The following is a 15,816-nucleotide window of genomic DNA, read 5'->3' on the forward strand; positions in this document are numbered from 1 at the left end:
AGGAAAAAATATCAAGGCCTGCTTGGTATAGCAGGCCATTAATCTTTACTAATTCAAATCCAGTGCGTTGATAGCAACTCCGGTCTGATACAGAATTTGGGTTGCGGCCTGCCAGAAGCTTAAAGTATCCCGGTAGTCGGAATCGACAGGGACCACAATGGTATCTCCGGCAACCAAAGAGTCGTAACTACGGCCAAACCAGAAACCATTGTTGGGTTTAATTACCGAACCATCTGCCCTGATCACAAAGACGCGATCTTCATCCGCTCGTTTTTTCATTCCGCCGGCTTTATTTATGTAATCGTCCACATCTAAACGGGGATCAAGTAGGTAAGTTATGCCGACCTGAACTTCCCCCATAACAGATATAGTATTGCTGTAGGTCGGGACAAACAAGAAATCGCCATCTTCCAGAGGCACATCGGCCCGAAGATTTCCCTTTTCTATCTGATCCAATTGAATGACTAATCGGCCAAGCGCCTTACTTTTTGCGGCTTTATCGATAAAAGACAACGTTTTGTCAGGGTCGGATAACACACTGGAGTTATTTCCTGCAGTAAGGGACTTCTTAGCCACTTCGCTACGTAAGTCTTCGGCGTAATGCTTCAGCAGTTTTTCTTCTTTTAAGCGCAGCGATTCCCGGGTAAAAATAGCACCCTGAGGATACGCGTATTGTGTTAATCCTCCGGCTCGCTTGATAACATCCCGCAACGTTTCCCCTTTGCTGATTGTGTAGATACCCGGAAACTTCACTTCACCACGTAAATCCACGGTGTTTTGTTCTTTGAGACCGGGTTGCTGAAGAATATTAATTTTATCCCGAGGGGCAATGATTAGATTTGCCTGGGCATCGCCAAGTAAGGCGTTATTCAGGTTAAAAGAGATGATATTGATATGGCTTCTTTGATTGTGGATGAGTGTGCGGGCAATTTCGGCATTATGCGTATACGCGTATTCTGTCAGTCCTCCCGCGGCATTAATGATGTCTTTAACATGATTGCGTTGGGTTATGGGGTAAAGTCCGGGGTGCTTCACTTCACCGCGGACTTCAACTAACTGGGCCGGGCTGCCATATATGGCTTGCTGGCGAAGCTTCAGAATCACCTGAGCCATGAGCACACGGCGGGAATTGTTTTTTAGATCCTGAACTTGCTCTTTAGATATGTGCTTCCCCTGAAAGAGCCAATCCACCTGTTTGGTGGTAATCCCCGAGGTATCCAGAGTTTCTCCTCCGGAAGCAATTTTGGCTTGTTGCTGCTTATCAAATTGCGCCTGCTTCTGAGCCTGATGCAAACTTTTGGCGGTAACATCGTCGACATTTTTATTGTCAGTCATTCGTTTCAGGTCATCTTCACCAAAACGGTTAAAGATGAGGATTTGATCGCGTGAATGTAATGTCAGGTTATCATCACTATCCGGGTGTAGCAGCGCATTTGCCAGGCTAAATTGGAGGACACGAATATTGTGCTGAGGGTTAATTTCCCGGATCACTAAGGCATAATTCACATCGGCAGTGGGATTGAAGGCGGAATCAAGAGAGTAAAAGACGTCACTGATGCGTTGGCCTTTTGTCCATTGCTGATAACCCGGGTTAACAACATCGCCATCCACCTTTATATAGTCTTTATAATCACCATTGGCACTGCCGACGGAAATAATGTCGCCACGAGACACCAACTTTTTCATATCTGCTGTTGATGAATTAATGGTCAGAACTTGACGTTCGCCCTCAGGCGTTAAACGCGTTACCCGGATTTGCTCTGTGTATGCTGTGGATGTCATGTCACCGGCGTCATGTAACAGTTCCCGGAAGGTTTCACCGGTTCTTAATTCGTAAATCGCCGGACGGTTTACTGCGCCTTCCACTGTGGCCGTTTTTCCTACCGGATTAACAAATACGACGTCTCCCGGTAACAGGCGTACATCATTACTGGAATCACCTTTTAGAAGTAAGTCATATAAATCGAGCTTGCGGACAATTTTACCATTGCGTTTTAGCTGAATATTTCTCAAAGAACCGCTATTGCTAAAACCGCCACTGTAGTATATCGCCTGAGAAATAGTAGTCAGGGCACTGACTGTATAGGCCCCAGGCTTATAGGCATCCCCCATAACAAAAATTTGCATCGTGCGCAGTTTACCTAGTGTAATATCACTTTTCACGCCGATAATCTGTTCATTGATGCGTTTCGTTAAAGACGATTTGACCTGAGTAAAAGACATCCCCGATACTGAAATTGGTCCTAATGACGGAAAATTAATGACGCCATGGCGATTCACTATCAGGTGATATTCATCATTATCTTTACCAAACAGTTGAACAACGATTTCGTCTCCGGGACCAATCTGATAGTTGCTTGGAATAGGGGTGTCACTAACAGGAGCAAAAGTAGAAGGGGAAGAGGCAAACAGTGAAACACCAAAGCGTTTTAATTGTGTCGGGGTCTGCTGCTGGGAAACATTGCCATGAGAGTTTTCATCCTGAGATAACGCATTCTCTTCTCTGGGCTTTTGTGTCTCCGGAGTAGAAATTGGTTGTGAGTTTTTATTTCCGGAGGATGGCAAAGTGACACCATATTGTTGAGCCAAAGCCTGTTGTTGGGCTTTTGGTAAACTCTGAAACATTTTTATTTGTTCCTGAGTTGGTGTCTGAGCTGCAAAAGAGCAAGGTGTGGCAAGTATACTGGCCAAGAGTAAAATAGAATATTTTTTTAGCATAATAATGTCACGGAATAAGATTTAAAATCGGTATTGGAAGCCTATTTGCAGGCCGTTTAGTCTGACCTGGTTTCCGTCAGCGTATCTTACCAACTCAATGGTTGCGGCTTTATGGCTATCAAAAGCGTAATGTAATCCCACGCCTAAACTGATATCACTATCAGAAACGTTATTGTGGGAATTGTTTTTTGCCGTAATATCAGAATAACCGGCTAAGGCATAAACGGCTATTTGATCTGTGATGGGAAGGTTGCCTTTGATAAATGCCGAAGTGATATCTTCAACTGACTGACTGGCATCACCTTCTATTGATTTTCCATAGCGGATTTCAGCCCCGATATAATCTGAGAAGAAATATCCACCCTGAATCTGAGCCAGTACGGGTGACTCTTCCTGCCAGTCACTATTGTTCTTTATTTCGGAGCTGGTGTAGCTAAGGTTGATACCGGTATATACATCGGCAAATGAATACGTTGGAAGAAAAAAAGAAGTGAACAGAACAGCGTTAAGAACATTCTTGCAAAGGTTTTCTATCATGCGTTACCCAGTTGAATCCATTCAGGCTGTTAAACAGAAATTAAACATAATGACACAGGCATGCTACCGCCCTAGGGTATGTTCCCCCAAGCAAGACTGCTCCGTCATATTGTTGGTAATGATGCACTTGGTTTAACTTCAATCGCGTTCTAATGATACTTTGAGATTAAACGTCAAAAATCATACAGTCATCGGGTTACCTTGTGAAGTGCTTATGTTTTATTTATTAGATTTTTCGTGAAAAATTATTATTGAGCTTTATATTACTAGAAATTTGATTTATATGGTGATTTTTTAAAAGACGATAGGAAGAAAATCGGTATGTTAACAATAATTCATCACGGTGCCAGGCACACGGTTACCGGTTCCTGTCATGAACTTAAAATCGGCAAATCCAGTTTATTAATTGATTGTGGTCTTGAACAGGGGAATAACGCTCAGAATCCGCAAATTGATTTCCCGATAAAATCTGTGGAAGCCGTGATTCTGACGCATGCTCATATTGATCATGTGGGGCGGTTGCCATGGCTGTTAGCGGCCGGGTTTGTCGGGAAGGTGTATTGTACGCCGGCCACTGCGGCACTGTTGCCTCTGTTATTACGGGACAGTTTAAGAATTTATTTAGGGCTGGCAGAGGCTCAGATTCGTCACATATTAAACCGGTTAGATAAACAGATTATGACTCTGAGTTATGGGCAATGGCTCCGGATTCGTTTACCCAGAGAGCAGAGTTATTGCTACGTGCGTTTTTCGCCTGCCGGACACATTCTTGGGTCTGCCATTACCGAAATTAAGCTGGCTGATGAAAATATTGTTGCATTCTCTGGTGATATAGGCCCTTCTAATACGCCATTACTCCCCGATCCGGTCCCTCCCAAACGGGCTGATTTTCTGGTTTTAGAATCCACCTATGGTGATAAAATTCATGAAGATGTAGAAGGCCGGGCAACGCGCCTCGAAGCGATCATTCAGCATTCATTGCAGGACGGTGGCGCGATTATTATTCCGGCATTTAGTATCGGCAGAACGCAGGAGCTGTTATTCGATATTGAAAATCTGATTCACCAACATGCTGTGTCGGACCGGTTACCGATATTGCTGGATTCGCCAATGGCTGTTGAAGTGACGCATGCTTACCGCCGGTTTAGGAAATTGTGGAGTAAAGAAGCCAAACACCGCTATGAACAGCATCGTCATCCGTTGGCATTTGAGCAGTGCATAACCATTGATGGATACCGGGAGCATAAAAGGGTGGTAAACCGGCTTGCCGCATCTGGCGAGCCGGCTATTGTGATAGCCGCTTCTGGTATGTGTCAGGGAGGGCGTGTTATGGACTATTTAGCACAGTTACTTCCGGATCCCCGGACGGATGTGATTTTTGCCGGATATCAGGCTGAAGACACATTAGGGTGCCAGTTACAGGAAGGGGAATCCCAGGTCTATATTGATGGTCACCGGATAGAAGTGAAGGCTCAGATTCATCATATGTCCGGTTATTCCGCTCATGCTGATCAGGCGGATTTACTTCGTTTTGTTGAGCGGATAGAGCAGGGGCCAGGGGAAATTCGGTTGGTACATGGTGAAGAAAATGCACAATCGGAATTGGCTGGGAAACTGAAGGCACTGGGGTACCATGTTAGCTAATCATTGGTTTATATCCGGTCTAATATTTCGTGTACCCGTTTGGCCACATAGGGGATTACGTCCTCTTCAAACCAGGGATTTTTCTTTAGCCAAAAAGTATTTCTGGGCGATGGATGAGGCAGAGGAATAAACGCCGGTGCCCATTGTTGCCAGTTTTTTACGGTTTCGGTCAGTGTTTTGGGCTTGTTGTTAAGGTAGTACTGCTGGGCATACTGGCCAATGAGTAAGGTAAGTTCAATCCCCGGCAACTGATCCAACACTTTTTGATGCCACATCGGTGCACATTCTTTTCTTGGCGGTAGATCACCGCTTTTCCCTCTACCGGGATAACAAAGTCCCATCGGCATGATGGCAACCTTATTTTTATTGTAAAATTGAGCCTTGTCTATGTTCAGCCATTGTCTGAGACGATCCCCACTGGGATCATTCCATGGCACTGATGTTTGATGAACTTTCGTTCCGGGGGCTTGTCCTACGATCAAAATCCGGGCACTGGTACTGGCCTGAATGACCGGGTTAGCGCCTAAGGGAAGGTTAGGCTCACAGTGCCGACATTGACGAATTTCCGACAGGAGTTTTTCCAGCATTAGTACCCTTTGTTAAAATCGACTAAGTAATTAAGTGGTTTTTCCTGTTGCCATAAGGCCAGGTTTTTTGCAAATACTGTTGCTACCTGCTCTGGAAAGCTGACGGCAGCGATATGCGGAGTAACGGTAATTTTACTATTACTCCAGAAAGGGTGTTCTGCAGGTAAAGGTTCTTGCTCAAAAACATCTAAAAATGCATGAGCGATTTGGTTGGATTCTAAAGCATTGAGTAGATCCGTTTCAGCAACAGCACCTCCGCGACCAACATTAAACAGCAACGCATGTTTACATGCAGAAAAAGCATCTGAATTAAGTATATGCCGTGTTTCCTGAGTATGAGGAAGCGTATTTACAATAATATCGGCTTTGCTTAAAGCGGCGTCCAGTTCTCTGATATGAAAGACCTGACTGAACGGAGAGTCTTTGGGAGGAATACCGGAAGTATTAATACCTAACATGTTCAGTCCCATGACGGACAGTTTGCTGGCAACTTCTCTGGCAATAGTGCCGGTTCCCAGTATTACAAGGTTTTTGTCTTTCAGATTCTGATAAGAATGGGGTTGCCACTGTTTATGGTTTTGCTGTTCTTTGTATTGATTAAAGTGACGGGTATAAGACAAGGTATAACCCAGAACATACTCACTGATTAGCTGGCCGAACGGGCCTTTTACATTTGTCAGCTGGTAGTCCTGACGTAGTCCAGGTTTGACTAATGAATCAATACCGGCAAAGGTTGATTGTAACCACTTTAACTGGGTAAAGTGATCAAGATGATCTGCAACCAGCGGTGGGTCGCCGAGAACAATGGTGGCTTCTGAACGGTTCTCTGTTCGCTGAAACTGGTTTTTCTCTAATTCTTTTTTCAATAGCTGAATATACAAATCGTTATTTGCAGTCATTAAATAAATGCGGTGTTCTTGATTATTCATAAACAGTGCTTTTTTCCTTGTAAGTCACTCGGGTATACCAGTACACTTCCGGTGTGTTTTTTCATAGGCAAAATAATATGCTACAGAATCCGATTCAACTTCGCTTAGAAAAGTTTCAGCCCTGGCAACAAATAACATTTATGGCTTGTTTGTGTGAGCGTATGTATCCCAATTATGCGGCATTTTGCCAGCATACTCAGTTCGGTTCTGAGCGAGTTTATCGTGACATTCTTGATGCCGTATGGGAAACATTGACGGTGAAAACCGCAAAAGTCAACTTTGAGCGCCAGTTAGAAAAACTGGAAGAGCTGATACCGGTCGCAGAAGAATATGAGTTTTATGGTGTTTTCCCGGCAATTGATGCTTGTGAGGCTCTGGCCGATTTACTGCACGGTTTGCTTGACCGTGAAGATATGCTCGATGCCGTTCTGAAAGTCAGTGCGGTTTCTGTCAACACGGTTGCCCAGTTAGAAGAAGCTCAGGGGGCTGACGGCATTACCAATGAAAATCAAAAACTGAATGAGGCGGTTTGTGCTGAATGGGACGTCCAGTGGGCTATTTTCCGGCCGCTCAGAGAAGCCAAAGAACGCGATATTGAACTGATTAAAGATTTGAAAGAGGAACTTAGGCAGGAAAACCTCTCTAATATCGGTTTGAGTGTGTGATGAGTATTGCGGGAATAATGAGTTAATTATTCCCTGTTTGTCTCTTTATCTTTACTTTCTATGACACCATGATGTGTCTTCCATTCGTCCCATCTTTTCAGTGCCAGTTCCTGCATATCGGTGATTTTATCTGCTTCATCAACGATTTCTTCACCAAGAAGGTACTCAAAGATATCTTCCAGAGTCACGATGCCCTGAACTGAACCATATTCGTCTACGATGACCGATAGCTGAAGATCTTCTTTCATCATTTGATTAAAGGTATCCAGTAATGAGAGTGTGTTCAATATGACAAATATAGGACGCATGACTGCCCCTAGCTGTTTTTCTCCCAGTCCCTGTTGCTGTAATCTGAATAGTTCAAGGCGATGTACAAAACCCAGAATATTATCTTTACTCTGACTGTAAATTAAAGGTCGGGAAAAGGGGGTATCGGTGTAATCCTGCAAAAACCGATTAATGGTCAGTTCTGCATCGATCCGGAATAAAACGGTACGGGGCGTCATGACTTCAGTGACCGGAACCGTTCTTAATGTAAAGAAATTAGCCAATAATTTGGTTTCCCCTTCGTCAAATTCTTCGGAGTCATGTGCCAGCAGACTCATGGCATAAATTTCATCGCGTATTTTAGGCTGAAATTGGTTACGGGAAAACGGGCGGGTAATTTGTTCACTCAGCCAGACAAGGGGAAATAACGCTTTTACCATAAAACTTAAAATATGAACCGTTATTGGTGTAAGCCAGCGCCAGAACGTGGCTCCAATGGTTTTGGGTATAATTTCGGAGAGTAGCAGAATGGCAAGGGTCAGTATTGCTGAAAATACCCCGAGCCATTCATTGCCGAAAACGATTACGGCCTGAGCGCCGGCTCCTGCGGCTCCGATGGTATGTGCAATGGTGTTAAGTGTCAGAATAGAAGCCAGAGGACGGTCAATGTCTTGTTTCAGAATCAGTAATTTTGTTGCAAATGAACTGCCTATATTTTTTTGCTGAGCAATATAACTTGGTGTAATACTCAATAATACGGCTTCAAGGATTGAGCATAAAAAAGAGACGATAATCGCCACCAAAACATAGATAGTCAGCAATAGCATAACATTACCTTACAATTTTCATTTCGTGAGGTTATGAACTATAGATGGCTGCTAATCTCCTGTAATACAAGGGATCAGAGGTATGATATGTATGTAAATTGTGAGGAGTTGCGCAGTTTTTGGTTAAAAAATGGACATAAGCGCTCATGAAGTACGACAAACCTTTGCCATAAAGGGGGTTTTTGCTTTAGAGTGGATTGAGTTCGATAACATATTAGAAGGGAAACCTAATGAACAAGACCCAATTAATCGACTTTATTGCAGAAAAAGCAGACCTTTCAAAAGTACAGGCTAAAGCGGCTCTGGAAGCAACTCTTGGCGCAGTAGAAGGTGCTTTAAAAGAAGGTGACCAAGTTCAACTAATTGGTTTTGGTACGTTTAAAGTAAATCATCGTGCTGCGCGCACTGGCCGTAATCCTAAAACCGGAGATGAAATTCAGATTGCTGCAGCAAATGTTCCTGCGTTTGTTGCGGGTAAAGCACTGAAAGAGTCAGTGAACTAATCTATACTTTACGTCAGGGTTCTATAAGATTCTTGGCGTATTTTTTTTTATGAAACATCTATTATTTTTTCTTACTATTTTCTGCCTGTTAACGGCATGTTCATCTTCTCCCATTCTTGATACTACAATTAAACACTATTCTGGTGGCCAGAGAGCCGGGAATTCGGTCTCTTTCTTTTGGTATACCGAAAAAAGTGATCTTCCTGAAACCGCTTCTGACGCAGTATTTTCCGGCAATGATGGTGAATACCGGACCTCTTACTACTGGAGTCAGGGGAAATTGCAGGAAATTGTGCGTAAGGGAGAGAAACTAAATCAGCAGGGCCAGTTAGTTCCGTTTTCACTTCAGTTACGTTTTACTCAAACCGGAGAAGCGGTGTATCAGTTATATCGCATTGATGGAAGCGTGTTGCCAGTTCATGAAGAGCAGATTCATCATTATCAGGAACAGGCAGCGGATATTATCAAAATTACCAAAGGCCGGGGAGCAAGTATTCACCGCCCCCGTTTAATTCAGGGATACTGGGATGGTGAAACGTTTGAAAGCTGTAATGGGAAAGAATATTCATCCATTGAGTTTAACCAGACGTTACCCAGTTTTGTGGTCAATCGTTTATCTTCGTTGAATAATTATCTGGCAGTGTCCGGTTCAATAAAAGGTTCAACACTGCAGGTTGATAAGTTATTAGTGTTGACCGATGATGATCATGATTGTATGAAACCGGTTGATTTACGAAAAGAATAAAAGAAAAAGGGAAGTTTGAGGCTTCCCTTTTTAATGAGGCTATATTGACTGGTTATTTATTTTGTTCCCGTGCAATAGCTCGATAGCCAATATCACTGCGGCAGAAAACACCATCCCAGGTGACTTTTTTAGCCAGCTCATAGGCATGTTGCTGTGCTTCAGAAACGGAATGGCCAAGCGCGGTAGCACAAAGTACACGACCACCATTTGTCACGACGTGACCGTCTTTCTCTGTGGTGCCGGCATGGAAGATTTTTTCACCTTCAGCATCACGGTCAGGTAAGCCAGAGATAACATCACCTTTGTTGTAGTTACCCGGATAACCACCGGCAGCAAGAACGATACCGATTGAGGCTCTTGGATCCCATTTCGATTCAGCCTGATCCAGTTTGCCTTTCAGAGCTGCCTGACACAGTTCCACCATATCCGATTGCATACGCATCATGATTGGTTGGGTTTCAGGATCACCAAAACGACAGTTATATTCGATAACTTTGGGATTTCCATTCCCGTCAATCATCAGTCCGGCATACAGAAAACCGGTATACGGATGACCTTCTTTGGCCATGCCTTCAACTGTTGGGTAGATTACCTGTTCCATAATCCGGTCATGGACTTCCTGAGTGACAACCGGAGCCGGGGAATAAGCACCCATACCGCCGGTATTCGGCCCGGTATCTCTATCACCGACACGTTTATGATCCTGACTGGTTGCCATTGGTAATACGTTTTTACCATCAACCATGACAATGAAGCTGGCTTCTTCACCTTCGAGGAACTCTTCAATCACCACCCGGTGACCGGCATCGCCAAATGCATTCCCCGCCAGCATATCCTGTACAGCAGCTTCTGCTTCTTTCAGTGTCATTGCAACGATAACACCTTTACCGGCCGCCAGACCATCCGCTTTAACTACGATGGGCGCCCCTTTTTCACGGAGATAAGCCAGAGCCGGCTCAATTTCCGTGAAGTTGGCGTAATCAGCCGTTGGGATTTTATGGCGGGCAAGGAAATCTTTTGTGAAAGCTTTAGATCCTTCTAACTGTGCGGCTCCCTGAGTCGGGCCAAAGATGGCCAGACCTTCTTTTTGAAATGCATCAACCACACCGATAACCAGTGGTGCCTCGGGACCGACAATGGTCAGCTCAATGGTTTTTTCTTTGGCAAAAGCTACGAGGCCCGCGATATCTTCGACATCGATGGCGATATTCTGAACTTTTGCTTCCAGCGCAGTACCGGCATTACCGGGTGCAACAAAAATAGTATCAACCTGAGGGTTTTGAGCGACTTTCCAGGCAAGAGCGTGCTCGCGGCCGCCAGAACCAATAACAAGTACGTTCATAGGATAAATTCCTTACAATAAGTATCCAGTTGGTTAGGTTTCAGGAAGAAAGGTTTAGGTGGGAGGGTTTCAGGCTATTCCTGAAACTCTCTATCCTGAAACCCGGTATCCTTTTCTTAGTGTCTGAAGTGGCGCATGCCAGTGAAGACCATGGCCATGCCATGCTCATCTGCAGCGGCAATGACTTCGTCATCACGCATTGAACCACCCGGCTGGATTACACAGGTGATGCCTGCTTCTGCTGCTGCATCAATACCATCACGGAACGGGAAGAAAGCATCCGACGCCATGACAGTACCTTCGACTTCCAGACCTTCATCTGCTGCTTTGATACCCGCAATTTTAGCAGAATAAACACGACTCATCTGGCCGGCGCCAACACCAATGGTCATGTCTCCTTTGGCATAAACAATAGCATTGGATTTTACGTATTTGGCAACTTTCCAGCAGAACAGGGCATCTTTCAGTTCTTCATCCGATGGCTGACGTTTTGTCACAACTTTCAGATCACCCATTGTCACCATGCCGTGATCGCGATCCTGAACCAGCAAACCGCCATTGACCCGTTTTACGTCAAAACCGGTCGACTGAGCGGTCCATTCGCCACATTCCAGTAAACGAAGGTTTTTCTTCGCAGCAATAGCGTTTACTGCTTCGGTAGAAACTTTCGGTGCAATAATCACTTCAGCAAACTGGCGATCGATAATCGCCTGAGCTGTCTCTGCATCTAATTCGCGGTTAAAGGCGATAATGCCTCCGAATGCCGATGTTGGATCCGTTTTAAATGCCCGGTCATAAGCTTCAAGGCTATTTTTACCCAGAGCAACACCACAAGGATTCGCGTGTTTAACAATCACACAGGCAGGATCCGTAAATTCTTTCACGCACTCAAGTGCAGAATCGGTATCTGCGATGTTGTTGTATGATAATGCTTTGCCCTGAATTTGTTTTGCAGAAGAAACCGAACCGTTCTGAGCGTCACTTTCGACATAAAAAGCAGCGGCCTGATGGCTGTTTTCTCCATAGCGCATGTCTTGTTTTTTCTCAAATTGCATATTAAAGGTACGAGGAAATTCGGATTCTTCATCACCTTCTTTATTTTCACCGTAAGAGGGAACCATTGTGCCGAAGTAATTGGCGATCATACCATCGTAAGCGGCAGTATGTTCGAATGCTGCAATCGCAAGGTCAAAGCGTGTCTCCAGCGTCAGTGACTGGTCATGAGCGTCCATTTCAGCAATAACACGATCATAGTCGGAAGCATTTACAACGATGGTTACATCTTTATGGTTTTTTGCCGCAGAACGAACCATCGTCGGACCACCAATATCAATGTTTTCAACCGCATCTGCTAGTGTGCAGTTTTCTTTTGCGACAGTTTCAGCAAATGGGTACAGGTTAACAACAACCATATCGATTGGCTGAATTCCGTGTTGTGCCATAACGTCGTCATCCTGACCACGGCGTCCTAATACACCACCGTGTACTTTCGGGTGAAGCGTTTTTACACGACCATCCATCATTTCAGGGAAACCTGTATAATCAGAGACTTCTGTTACGGCAATGCCTTGCTCTGCTAATAGGCGGGCGGTACCACCGGTTGACAGAATATCGACACCGCGTTGAGTCAGTGCCTGAGCGAATTCTACAATTCCGGTTTTGTCTGATACGCTAATCAGCGCACGGCGAATAGGACGAGCGTTATTCATGCTACGATGTTCCTCACATTCACGGAGTTAGTGTTAAAAAAACTGAGCTAAAATTGATGGCGCGTATTCTAACGAATTAATCACAAAAAAGCTCGCGCAATCGTTTGGCATAAAGAAAATAATTAGAATTTAATGTATTTTTAGTCATGTTTGTTAATAAAATGTATGGGATTTCAGATGTTCCAGATAGGTGAATTGGCAAAACGCTGCGGGGTAACCACGGAAGCACTGCGGTTTTATGAAAAGAATGGGTTGATTATGCCGGCAGCCAGAAGTGAGTCGGGTTACCGTCTTTATTCTGATGAAAGCGAAAAACAGGTAAAATTCATTCTTAAAGCGAAGTCTCTGGGGTTATCGTTGGATGAGATTAAAGATCTTTTAGATATTCGATTAGAGGCATCGGAGCACAGCTGCGCTGAAGTAAAAGCCATTACCAGTGCAAAACTGGATGTTATTGATCAGAAAATTGAAGAGTTACAGAAATTTCGTAACGCATTGAAAGAAATTAATGACGCTTGTTGCGGCAAGGTAAATGACAATGCCAGTCACTGTTCAATTTTGGAAGCACTGGATAAACAGTGAAAGTTTTATCCATTAGCTATGTATAACGCATGGCTCTAAAGCCCCTCATGTCTGACACGCAAAAAACGGGCAAAACGGGGTTTTCCTTTGGCGGTAAAGCCGTTGTATCTATAGGTTACCCGGCTTCTGATCTGTGGTGGTTCATTCCGCTCATTATCACTGAGGCCGCTTCCGAGAGAAAAAATAATACCAGTATCGGTCTGAACGATCAGAGCGCCGGTTTTACCCTGCAACCGACCTTTTCCTGGTTTGTATCCGATGACCGTGGCTTCTGCATCCCGATAACTTTTCAGTTTGATTAGCCCATCACTCCGGCCTCCTTGATAGCGATCATTGATACGACGTAATATGATGCCTTCCCCTCCTTTTTTCTCTATGAGGTTCAGGTGTTCCATTAACTCTGCTTCTTGGGGAATTTTTTGGTAAGAGACAATATCAAGGAATGGACTCTTGAGTGTGTTTACCCACAGTTTCAGTGCCGCATAGCGGGATACGTAGTCGCCTGGTTCTAGAGGCATATCAAATACCATCCATGTAATGTCATGCCATGCTTTATCATCCGGTAAGGAATCGAGAACTGTATTCTGCACATGGTTAAAACCATTACGACCCGCCCATAACTCTCCCTCAATCATGATATGTTTGGGTAATGCAGCAGTAAACCATTTGGGAGCATGAATCAAATTACCGCAGCGGGTTACCAGTTTTGTTCCGGTCCACAAAGCCCGGATACCATCATATTTTTCGCTGATCCAGTAGTGAGAGAGCGGAATTCCGGATTGATATTCTGTTGCCAGGGTAAGGGAAGGCTGAGTGATAGTTTCACTTGCTGGACAGGTCAGTGATAAGGAGAACAGCGGTAAAAAGATGATTTCTTTATTTATCGAACCGTAATGCATAGTAAATGCCCTAAATGTCAACAGATAGGAGAGATATAGCGGATACGGTGCAAGAAAACGAGCAATAAGAACAGGAACTCGAGTTACATCAATTATTTATAGGTAAAAATTAGTTTATTGCTTTTACTGCGCGACAATATTCACGAAAACAATCAGGAGGGTAGAGGAAAGAAAAAAGAGCTATAGTCAAATCTGGTGTACAGCTACTTGCTCTGTATCCTGCTGATCTGTCCCATTATCGCGGATGCCATCGTTGAATTTCACGCTTTTGATAACATCTGCCAGTAGTTTAAATTTCCTGAGTTTGCGCCAATTCTTCTCTGCTGCTTTCATCAACTTAAACTCCATGGTTAGCGTGTTTTTTCGGCTACCGCTGTTCTTATGTTTTATGTGTTCTCAATCTGACTGTAGCAAATAGTGATTCAATCGGATTTGTGGAGCGAATATGCGTCCAGTGCTCGGTCAGAAAGTCATAAAACTCCAGCATTTCAGCTTTGTCTTTCGCCAGACATTCAGTCTGGGGTATTTCGCGCCGTACTATTTCTCGAATAATCCAAAATTGGCAGGCATAAAAACGCAAATATAAGTATTGCCCCTAACGATTCTACCTGATATGTTTAGCCTAATAATATTAAGGATATTAATATGATACTTCAAAAATTATTGCGTGTACTATCTAAAAATAAGGTAGGCCATTCTATTGTGTACAGAGCGAGAAGATTAATTGCATCGGACAAGTTTGTTGAAACAGAGTTGGAGTTCTCCCAAAAACGGATCATTGTTCCTCAAAGTGATTTCATAGGATATCAATTGTATGCCTTTGGTCAGTTTGAAGGTCATATACAAAAAGCAACAAGGAGTTTAGATTTACAAGGAAAAACTATAATCGATGTAGGTGCCAATATAGGTGCATTTGCTTTTAATGTCTGTGATTTAGCTAAAGATATTTATGCCATTGAAGCAAATCCAGAATGCTGTTCTATTTTGAGGAAATCAATAGAAAATGCCAACATATCTAATATTGAAGTTATTAATAATGCTGTAAGTTCGAACAGTAATGATACAGTGGATTTAAGAGTTTCTTCTAACACATTAGGTAATAGCAGCATTGTTTATAAAGGTGATCCATCGAATAAAACCGTAGCTATAAACACAATATCCATGGATGATTTTATTTTTACAAATGGTATAACACCTTACTTGATTAAAGTTGATATTGAGGGAGCAGAACCATTATTTTTGGCTGGAGCAGAAAAAACAATAGAAAGATATAAGCCAATTATTATCCTTGAGTTTAATTGCTCTATCATGACTAATCTTGGGCAAACAGTTGATGATTACAAGTCATTATTGAAAGGTGAATATAACTATTTTGTTGCTGATATCTACGGTAAGTTAAATGAAATTTCGATTGAGGATATAAAATCAGCCATGTGTAATAAGACAAGTCTAGACATTTTCTTTATACCAAAGAATAAAATATAATTTTAGATACAAATACTAATATTCATCTAATGGATGTAATCCTCCCCGCAAAACTGTTCGCTGGTAATTAGACTTTTCCCGTTTACACTGAAATAAACGGAGAACACAAGATGAAAAAATCACGCTACACAGAATCACAAATCGTTAAGATCCTGAAGGAAGTGGAAGCAGGCCGGAAAGTGAATGAAGTCTGTCGTGAGTCCGGAATTTCTGACGCAACTTATTACAACTGGAAATCTAAGTATGGCGTGAGCGCCCCACAAAACCACGGGCGCTAAGTTAATGAGATAAGTTCTAGGGAAGAAGAGAGTCGATATCTGGCTCTGGTTTTGCCAGCTCTTTCATGCACCGGACCAGATATTCATACAGGATAAGTC

14 protein-coding genes and 2 pseudogenes are annotated in these 15,816 nt (G+C 43.4%); 7 read left to right on the forward strand and 9 right to left on the reverse strand.

The features are described from left to right. Nucleotides 1-48: 48 nt before the first annotated feature. Nucleotides 49-2,718 (reverse strand): SLBB domain-containing protein, encoded by a 2,670-nt coding sequence (locus tag LRQ06_RS07760; protein ID WP_232765819.1) that lies wholly within the window; start codon nt 2,716-2,718, stop codon nt 49-51. A 21-nt stretch (nt 2,719-2,739) separates the two neighbouring features. Beyond that, nucleotides 2,740-3,255, reverse strand: a complete 516-nt coding sequence (locus LRQ06_RS07765) for an outer membrane beta-barrel protein (RefSeq protein WP_232765820.1) — start codon at nt 3,253-3,255, stop codon at nt 2,740-2,742. A gap of 321 nt (nt 3,256-3,576) precedes the next feature. Here LRQ06_RS07765 and LRQ06_RS07770 point away from each other — a divergent pair, with 321 nt between their 5' ends. Further along, nucleotides 3,577-4,899 (forward strand): MBL fold metallo-hydrolase RNA specificity domain-containing protein, encoded by a 1,323-nt coding sequence (locus tag LRQ06_RS07770; protein WP_232765821.1) that lies wholly within the window; start codon nt 3,577-3,579, stop codon nt 4,897-4,899. A gap of 8 nt (nt 4,900-4,907) precedes the next feature. Here the strand turns inward: LRQ06_RS07770 and LRQ06_RS07775 are convergent, their stop codons facing one another. Further along, a complete protein-coding gene (locus LRQ06_RS07775) occupies nt 4,908-5,486 on the reverse strand; it encodes a uracil-DNA glycosylase family protein (RefSeq protein ID WP_232765822.1) in 579 nt (192 codons plus the stop codon). Next, the gene (locus LRQ06_RS07780; protein ID WP_232765823.1) at nt 5,486-6,415 is read right to left on the reverse strand and encodes a D-2-hydroxyacid dehydrogenase; all 930 of its coding nucleotides are present in this window, start codon (nt 6,413-6,415) and stop codon (nt 5,486-5,488) included. Before LRQ06_RS07780 ends, LRQ06_RS07775 begins: the two co-directional genes overlap by 1 nt. A gap of 77 nt (nt 6,416-6,492) precedes the next feature. Here LRQ06_RS07780 and LRQ06_RS07785 point away from each other — a divergent pair, with 77 nt between their 5' ends. Further along, on the forward strand, nt 6,493-7,080 hold the full coding sequence (locus tag LRQ06_RS07785; RefSeq protein WP_232765824.1) for a YjaG family protein: 588 nt from the start codon (nt 6,493-6,495) through the stop codon (nt 7,078-7,080). 26 nt (nt 7,081-7,106) lie between these two features. On the opposite strand, the gene LRQ06_RS07790 is transcribed toward LRQ06_RS07785, so the two are convergent. Next, nucleotides 7,107-8,174, reverse strand: coding sequence for a CNNM domain-containing protein (locus LRQ06_RS07790; protein ID WP_232765825.1), 1,068 nt, complete (start codon nt 8,172-8,174; stop codon nt 7,107-7,109). 230 nt (nt 8,175-8,404) lie between these two features. On the opposite strand from LRQ06_RS07790, the gene hupA reads away from it, so the two are divergent. Beyond that, entirely contained in the window at nt 8,405-8,677 is a 273-nt protein-coding gene (gene hupA / locus LRQ06_RS07795; protein WP_232765826.1) for a nucleoid-associated protein HU-alpha, read from the forward strand. A 49-nt stretch (nt 8,678-8,726) separates the two neighbouring features. Beyond that, nucleotides 8,727-9,422, forward strand: coding sequence for a DUF1481 domain-containing protein (locus LRQ06_RS07800; RefSeq protein WP_232765827.1), 696 nt, complete (start codon nt 8,727-8,729; stop codon nt 9,420-9,422). Nucleotides 9,423-9,474: 52 nt separating this feature from the next. On the opposite strand, the gene purD is transcribed toward LRQ06_RS07800, so the two are convergent. Beyond that, nucleotides 9,475-10,764 (reverse strand): phosphoribosylamine--glycine ligase, encoded by a 1,290-nt coding sequence (gene purD, locus LRQ06_RS07805; protein WP_232765828.1) that lies wholly within the window; start codon nt 10,762-10,764, stop codon nt 9,475-9,477. A 116-nt stretch (nt 10,765-10,880) separates the two neighbouring features. Beyond that, nucleotides 10,881-12,473, reverse strand: a complete 1,593-nt coding sequence (purH, locus tag LRQ06_RS07810; protein ID WP_232765829.1) for a bifunctional phosphoribosylaminoimidazolecarboxamide formyltransferase/IMP cyclohydrolase — start codon at nt 12,471-12,473, stop codon at nt 10,881-10,883. A 177-nt stretch (nt 12,474-12,650) separates the two neighbouring features. Between purH and zntR the strand changes: the two genes are divergently transcribed. After that, nucleotides 12,651-13,055 carry a Zn(2+)-responsive transcriptional regulator gene (gene zntR / locus LRQ06_RS07815; protein ID WP_232765830.1) on the forward strand — a complete coding sequence of 135 codons (405 nt, stop codon included), beginning with the start codon at nt 12,651-12,653 and terminating at the stop codon, nt 13,053-13,055. 35 nt (nt 13,056-13,090) lie between these two features. Here the strand turns inward: zntR and LRQ06_RS07820 are convergent, their stop codons facing one another. Continuing rightward, nucleotides 13,091-13,954 carry a DNA ligase gene (locus tag LRQ06_RS07820; RefSeq protein ID WP_232765831.1) on the reverse strand — a complete coding sequence of 288 codons (864 nt, stop codon included), beginning with the start codon at nt 13,952-13,954 and terminating at the stop codon, nt 13,091-13,093. A 186-nt stretch (nt 13,955-14,140) separates the two neighbouring features. Beyond that, nucleotides 14,141-14,471: pseudogene (locus LRQ06_RS07825) on the reverse strand (transposase); the annotation flags it as partial. 128 nt (nt 14,472-14,599) lie between these two features. Here LRQ06_RS07825 and LRQ06_RS07830 point away from each other — a divergent pair. Together LRQ06_RS07830 and LRQ06_RS07835 are read left to right on the forward strand one after the other, a co-directional pair. Further along, nucleotides 14,600-15,439, forward strand: coding sequence for an FkbM family methyltransferase (locus LRQ06_RS07830; RefSeq protein ID WP_232765832.1), 840 nt, complete (start codon nt 14,600-14,602; stop codon nt 15,437-15,439). Nucleotides 15,440-15,549: 110 nt separating this feature from the next. After that, nucleotides 15,550-15,687 (forward strand): annotated as a pseudogene (locus LRQ06_RS07835) (transposase); the annotation flags it as partial. Nucleotides 15,688-15,816 lie beyond the last annotated feature (129 nt).

It is taken from the genome of Vibrio salinus (genome assembly GCF_021272385.1).
Taxonomy (GTDB): domain Bacteria; phylum Pseudomonadota; class Gammaproteobacteria; order Enterobacterales; family Vibrionaceae; genus Vibrio; species Vibrio salinus.